Below are 4,519 nucleotides of genomic sequence, written 5' to 3'. Positions count from 1 at the left end.
TCGCTTTCATGACGCAGACCCTCGATCACAACAGGGGCGGCGTCGAATCCGATCGCCATGAGTGCCCGCAGGGCCTGGCGGCGCCTATGCGGAATGGCAAGGTCCTCGATCAGATCGGTCCCTCTCCACGACAAGATCCGTGGCCTCATGTATCGAGTCTTGCACGTGAGCGCTGATGTCGTCTCGGCCCTTGGGCGGACTCAGCCTGCTCTACAGAACGGTCTCCTGAGCGGGGGAGCGGGCGATTACGCCAGTCGTCGATCACGTAACGGTCGGGGTGGTTGCGCTGTACCCTCATGGCCAGCGAAATGGAGCTAACGAACACTCTCGCCGGCCGCCGCGTCGCCTGGATCCTGAGCCGGGCCGGCGAAGCGGTGAACGCGAGTGACGTCGAGGAGCACTTCGCTCCCAGCTTTCTTCAGCACATCAACGCCGACCAAGTCATTGGCTTCATCGCCCAGATGGGTCAGTTGAAGGGCGGTGATGTCGACCGGATAAACGAGGAGTCGGATCGCGAGATCGGGGTGGTGATCGTCATCGAGGGCGAGACCGCTCGAATCTCGGCGCAGGTGGAACCGGACCCGCCTCACCGCTTGACGAGCTTAAGGATCCGGACTGGGCCAACCCTCCTGGACGCGATCGACTCTGCCCGGCCGACGACCGCTCCCTTGGCGGAGTGGCTCGAAACCGCGAACGAAACCGAGGACGGCGGTTTGATCGCGGGCGGCGTCGTCACCGGCGCGATGCGTGGAGACGAGGAGGCCGTTTTCTCCTTCGGCGACGCCTCCGCCGATCAGATCTTCGAGATCGGCTCGATCACCAAAGCCTTCACGGGAATTCTGCTGGCGGAGATGGACGAGCAGGGCGAGGTCAGCCTCGATGCACCGGTCGCCAGATACCTTCCCAGCGGTATTCGCGTTCCGAGCCAAGGCGAGCGCGGGATAACGCTCGTTGATCTGGCCACGCACGGCTCGGGGCTGCCACGCACCCCAGCCGTGATGCGCGCGAGCGACACCCGCAGAACCCGTACGCCGATTTTGCGGTCGAGGACCTCCACGCCTCGTTGGAGCAGGCAGGGCTGGAGTTGCCCATCGGATCCCGATCGAAGTACTCGAACTTCGGCTTCGGTCTGCTCGGACACATCCTGGCCGTGGCTGCAGACACATCTTTCAGCGATCTGATCCGAGGCCGGATATGTGAGCCGCTTGGGCTTGCGGAGACGTTCGTGAAGGCCCCCAAGTCCCTGAGGAAGCGCCGCGCCCAGGGACACGATCAGAGCGGCTCACCGACGAGTCACTGGGATCCCGGAGCGATCGCGGGAGCCGGAGGCGTCGAATCGACGGCGAAAGACATGCTGCGATTCATCAGAGCAAACATCGCCGCGGATCCGGGAAACGCCCTCGGCCGCGCGCTCCTTCTTGCCCGCGAACCACGCTTGCAAGCCGCAACCCGTGAACGCGTAGGTCTGGGTTGGCACGTACTCGAGATGTCCGATGGGACACCCATCGTGTGGCATAACGGCGGGACCGGTGGGTTTCGCTCAACGTGCGCGTTTCATGTGCCGAGCAAAACCGGGGTAGTCGCGTTGACCAACTGGACGGCGATCGACCCCGATTCCGAAGTGCTGACTATGATCGCTTCCCTTGCGAAGGGAGCAACGGTCTAAGTCGTCCTGTTGGATGTCGTGCGAGCGTCCCGCGACCGAGTTCGAGCAGACCCCCGCGCGTTACAAGGGAGCAGCGGCGATCCTTCCCGCCCCGCGCTGACCCTCCTGCACGAAGTGGTTGGCGTTACGAGCCCGAATCGGACACTGGAAGCCATGCGCGCACTCTAACCGTCTACTGCGGAGTGGCTCCGTGCCAGCATGGGAGGCATGGACACGGCATACGACATTCGCAAGAGCCGGGCGAACGACGTGCCAGCGATGGCGGCCTTGCTGACGGAGCTTGGGTATCCGACATCACCGGAACAGTTGACGGCGCGTTTGGCCAACTTTGCGAACGTCGACGGAGCGACCCTGGTTTGCGAGCATGGCGGCGAGGTCGTGGGCTTGATCGGCCTCACGCGGCACCCCTTTTATGAGCTTGACGGCTTCGGGACCGAGGTGTCCGTCCTCGTCGTCACCGCAGCCAGGCGGGGGCGGGGTATCGGGCGCGCCCTGTTGGACGCAGCGGAAGCTTGGGCGGGGGAACGCGGAAGTGGACTTGTTTGGCTCGCTAGTAGCCAGCGCCGGCAGGACGCTCACCGGTTCTATGAGAGAGCGGAATACAGGACGACCGGCTTGCGATACACCAAGGCGATCATTCCTTGATGCATTGCCCGGGGCCCCCACCCGACTCGGAATCGAAGGGCTAACACCGGTCGGAGCTCGCCCCCTATGCCGTCAATCGAAGCAGTATGGACGGGACCCTCCGAAGCAAGCCCGGGTCAGGAAGTGGGAGACTTGCTCCGCGTATCAGTGAGCGACCATAGGGGGGATCGTGGCCGATCAGTGGAAGATCCGCGGCGTCGAGTTCACGAATTGCAACTGCAACTGGGGATGTCCGTGTCAGTTCGGGTCGCCGACTACGCATGGTAGCTGCGAGGCGGTCGCCTCTGGGCACATCGAAGAGGGCAACTTCAACGACACGAAGCTCGACGGGCTGAACTGGGCCCTGCTGCTTCAGTGGCCCGGGGAGATCGCGGACGGCAACGGCAAGGAGCAGGCGATCATCGACGAGCGAGCCGACGCCGACCAGCGCGAAGCGTTGCGCAAGATCCTGTACGGAGAGGCGACAGCCCCGCTGGCCACGCACTTCTTCGTTTTCAACAGCACGATGTCCGAGGTCCTCGATCCGATCTATGCACCGATCTCGCTGTCAGTCGACGTCGACGGTCGGACGGCCGACGTGAAGATCGGCGACCTCGTCGAAGCGTCGGGACGCCCGATCATCTCCCCATTCAACGGCGAGCCGGTGCGAGCAGGCATCAGCCTGCCCGGCGGATTCGAGTACACCTACGCCGAGATGGGCAACGGCAACGCGAAGGTGCGAGCCGGCATCGAGCTCGACCTGAAGGACTCCTACGGAGCCTTCAACATCCTGCACATGAACCAGGACGGAGTCATCCGCTGACGGCCGTTGCAAGACGGTCCTTCGGTTGGGCTCTGAGCCGCGACCGGATCCCGATCATCCTCGCCATCGCGGCGGTTGTTGCGATCGCATGGACCTACGTCGTCCACCTGTCTCGCACGATGGACATGGGCACCCACATGGACGGGATGGCGATGGACTCCGGTTCACCGGCCATCGTACTTCGGTTCGTTATGTGGGCCGTGATGATGGTCGGCATGATGCTGCCGTCGGCGATCCCAATGACGCTCATCTACGCGGCAGCGGCCCGGAAGGCGCGGAGAGACGGGAGCCCGTTACCCCCGACGTTCGTGTTCGTGACCGGCTATGTCCTCGTCTGGACTGCGTTCAGCGTGGCCGCGACGGCCGGGCAGTGGGGCCTGGATCGTGCCGGTCTGCTTTCCTCAGAGCTGAAGTCGAACAGCCGAGTGATCGGTGGCTTGATCCTGATCGCCGTCGGCGTATACCAGCTGACTCCGCTCAAGCGCGTCTGTCTCGACAAGTGCCGGTCTCCTGCGGAGCTCATCTCCCGGTACTGGCGTGGGAGCTCGATTCGGCTGGGCGTCCGTTACGGGTTGTTCTGCCTGGGCTGCTGTTGGGTGCTCATGACCCTTTTGTTCGTAGGCGGCGTGATGAACCTCCTGTGGATCGCGGCGATTGCGTTGTTCGTCCTGGTCGAGAAGACGGCGCCCTTCGGACGCGTCATCGGCCGGGCCGCCGGAGTCGCCTCCGTCGCTGCGGGCGCCGCCGTGCTCGGTGGCCTGCTGACGCTTGGCTGAGTCGCTCGTCGCGCGCGGTTGCGATCGCACGTGCTCCAGGACTAACGCTGCCCACGCCTGCTTCTCTACGAGAGACGCGTACGTCGAGGTCTTGTCTTTCGGGGGTCGCTCATTTCCGAGCGCCCACCGAGAATCTCGAACGCATCCATGGCGTCCACGTGATCTGCAATGTCGACACCACCCCTGAGGATTCCTAGCGCGACGAGGAAGTCGTCGATCGGCTGGATTGCCGCGATGTAGGCCTCGCGTTTGCGGAGGGGCGCGTGAACGACCGTATGGGCACCATCCATGGCGACCACGTCACAACGGTTGCCGGCGGCTTGCAAGGCGTCCGCGAATTTCGTGATCAGCGGTCTCAAGTAATCGCGTGTGCCGTATGAGATCAGCGTGGGAGGCGCGCCGGGAGTGACGTGCGCGATCGGCGAGAGTTCCTCGATGACCTCGTAATCGCCCGGCCGCACCACCTGGGTGACCGGATTGAGCAGCACCATGGCGTCAGGTCTCGGCGATGGGGAGCCGGGTTCGACGGGCGGCAGCAGGCCCGCGCACGCCGCCAGGTGGCCGCCAGCCGAATAGCCGGCCGCCACAACCCGGGCCGAATCGACGCCTTCGAGCGTGCGAAGCCAACGC

The 4,519-nt window shown here is 64.2% G+C and carries 5 protein-coding genes; 4 read left to right on the top strand and 1 reads right to left on the bottom strand.

Translation table 11 applies throughout. The features are described from left to right. The first annotated feature begins 296 nt into the window (after nt 1-296). The 4 genes from VNE62_04060 (at nt 297) to VNE62_04045 (ending at nt 3,889) form a co-directional block, all read left to right on the top strand. The gene (locus VNE62_04060) at nt 297-1,181 is read left to right on the top strand and encodes a serine hydrolase (GenBank protein HVE91467.1); all 885 of its coding nucleotides are present in this window, start codon (nt 297-299) and stop codon (nt 1,179-1,181) included. 692 nt (nt 1,182-1,873) lie between these two features. Continuing rightward, the gene (locus VNE62_04055; protein HVE91466.1) at nt 1,874-2,311 is read left to right on the top strand and encodes a GNAT family N-acetyltransferase; all 438 of its coding nucleotides are present in this window, start codon (nt 1,874-1,876) and stop codon (nt 2,309-2,311) included. Between the two features lie 169 nt (nt 2,312-2,480). Beyond that, nucleotides 2,481-3,113 carry a DUF1326 domain-containing protein gene (locus VNE62_04050; protein ID HVE91465.1) on the top strand — a complete coding sequence of 211 codons (633 nt, stop codon included), beginning with the start codon at nt 2,481-2,483 and terminating at the stop codon, nt 3,111-3,113. Nucleotides 3,114-3,232: 119 nt separating this feature from the next. Continuing rightward, the gene (locus tag VNE62_04045; GenBank protein ID HVE91464.1) at nt 3,233-3,889 is read left to right on the top strand and encodes a DUF2182 domain-containing protein; all 657 of its coding nucleotides are present in this window, start codon (nt 3,233-3,235) and stop codon (nt 3,887-3,889) included. A 65-nt stretch (nt 3,890-3,954) separates the two neighbouring features. Here the strand turns inward: VNE62_04045 and VNE62_04040 are convergent. Then, a partial coding sequence (locus VNE62_04040; protein ID HVE91463.1) for an alpha/beta hydrolase occupies nt 3,955-4,519 on the bottom strand: 565 nt, incomplete at its 5' end.

This window comes from Actinomycetota bacterium (assembly GCA_035536535.1).
Lineage (GTDB): Bacteria > Actinomycetota > JAICYB01 > JAICYB01 > JAICYB01 > DATLNZ01.
This window is presented reverse-complemented; position numbering and strand designations above follow the sequence as displayed.

Bases quoted from the DNA above. Each gene is read 5' to 3' on its own strand.
- VNE62_04060 (HVE91467.1), top strand. From the start codon at position 297: ATGGCCAGCGAAATGGAGCTAACGAACACTCTCGCCGGCCGCCGCGTC.
- VNE62_04055 (HVE91466.1), top strand. From the start codon at position 1,874: ATGGACACGGCATACGACATTCGCAAGAGCCGGGCGAACGACGTGCCA.
- VNE62_04045 (HVE91464.1), top strand. From the start codon at position 3,233: ATGGACATGGGCACCCACATGGACGGGATGGCGATGGACTCCGGTTCA.